Raw genomic sequence first — 1,718 nt, 5'->3', positions numbered from 1 at the left:
TCGAAAATTTCCGCAAAGGCCTTTGCAACCTATTGATTTTGCGTTATTATTCGGAGCGTGCGGTCGGAGAGCTTTGCCCTGCTTAAAAGGGATTACGACCTACTCTCGCCCCTTCTGGGGCTTCTCCTATCGTCGGAGAGCTTTGCCCTGCTTAAAAGGGATTACGACACCAACACACGGTATAGTAGAAAGAACCAACAAGTCGGAGAGCTTTGCCCTGCTTAAAAGGGATTACGACTCCCAAAACTTGTGGAACTCATCATCGAGTTCCAGGTCGGAGAGCTTTGCCCTGCTTAAAAGGGATTACGACAGCCAACCGCTTTCTAAAACTTTTATTGTAGGTTGTCGGAGAGCTTTGCCCTGCTTAAAAGGGATTACGACGAGCGAACCCAGCACGACCGTATGATAGGCGGCGCGTCGGAGAGCTTTGCCCTGCTTAAAAGGGATTACGACCGTACTCCTCGTCGAGGAGCGTTTGAATAATTTCGTCGGAGAGCTTTGCCCTGCTTAAAAGGGATTACGACCCTGAGAACTCCCCAGCGTGACTGGCCCCGTCTTGTCGGAGAGCTTTGCCCTGCTTAAAAGGGATTACGACAAACAGTCATCATGTGCTACTCGATAACCACTTGTCGGAGAGCTTTGCCCTGCTTAAAAGGGATTACGACATGGCGTCGTAGGCTGTGTCGCCAGCGCCCAAGTCGGAGAGCTTTGCCCTGTTTAAAAGGGATTTCAACCGGCATTCAATTGAGTCATTGATTAGTGCGTTAAGTCGGGTAGGGCTTGCAATAACCGTTGTTGGACAAGCATGGTCTGAGTCGACAGTCTGTCGAACTGTGTTTCGCTGTAGGGTCAGCAATCACAAGTAGGTGCGCGCGAGCATGTGGCGTGTGGTGCATGCTCAAACGCTTGCTATATCGACTGGAACAGACAAAAACGATTGGTGATGAATGGCGCGCTGGCAAAAAAGCCAGCGCGGTGGCTTATTGCAACCGTGCGGCCCCGTCGAGTCGAATGACCGTGCCGTTTAGCATTGGGTTTTCAAAAATGTGCCGCACGAGTGCTGCAAATTCTTCCGGCTTGCCAAAACGGGAAGGGAAGGGGATGCCGGCTGCCAATTGTGCACGAATGTCGTCGCTTAGGTTTTCAAGCATCGGGGTTTCAAACATGCCCGGGGCAATGCCCATGACACGAATGCCGCTACGGGCAAGCTCGCGTGCCATGGGCAGCAGCATGCCCACGACGCCGGCTTTTGACGCGGAATAGGCGACTTGCCCAAACTGTCCTTCAAAAGCAGCAATGCTTGCTGTGTGGACAATCACGCCGCGCTCGCCTGAAGCGTTTGTCGGTTGTGTTGCCATTACAGCTGCGGCACTGCGCGAAAGGTGAAACGCGCCAATCAAATTGATGTGAATGACACGCGCGAAAAAGGCAGGGTCCATTGGGCCATTTTTTCCGAGTAAACGGCCATTGCCTAGGACGCCGGCGCAATTGACCGCCAAATTAAGGCCACCCATGCGCTCGGCCGCCTCCCGGACATGAGCGTCGACTTGCTCTGCGTCCTGCACATCGGTGGATAAGAAGTGGACCGATTCTGGGTAGGCATCGGCGAGCGCTTGACCAGCGTCCTGATTGATATCCAACACGAAAACTTTGCCATTTGCGCGCGCAATGGTCTCAACAACGCCGCGTCCAAGACCGGATGCGCCACCGGTCACAAC

Annotated in this window: 1 protein-coding gene and 1 CRISPR repeat array; the gene reads right to left on the bottom strand. The window is 53.4% G+C overall.

Features of this window, described 5'->3' with window-relative positions; genetic code table 11:
- Positions 1-62 precede the first annotated feature (62 nt).
- A CRISPR array of direct repeats spans positions 63-734; the repeat unit is 37 nt; unit sequence GTCGGAGAGCTTTGCCCTGCTTAAAAGGGATTACGAC.
- A 246-nt stretch (positions 735-980) separates the two neighbouring features.
- On the bottom strand, positions 981-1,718 hold a 738-nt coding region (locus tag D6694_13215), incomplete at its 5' end, for an SDR family NAD(P)-dependent oxidoreductase (protein RMH37711.1).

This window comes from Gammaproteobacteria bacterium, assembly GCA_003696665.1.
In the GTDB taxonomy this organism is placed as follows: Bacteria; Pseudomonadota; Gammaproteobacteria; order Enterobacterales.
This window is presented reverse-complemented; position numbering and strand designations above follow the sequence as displayed.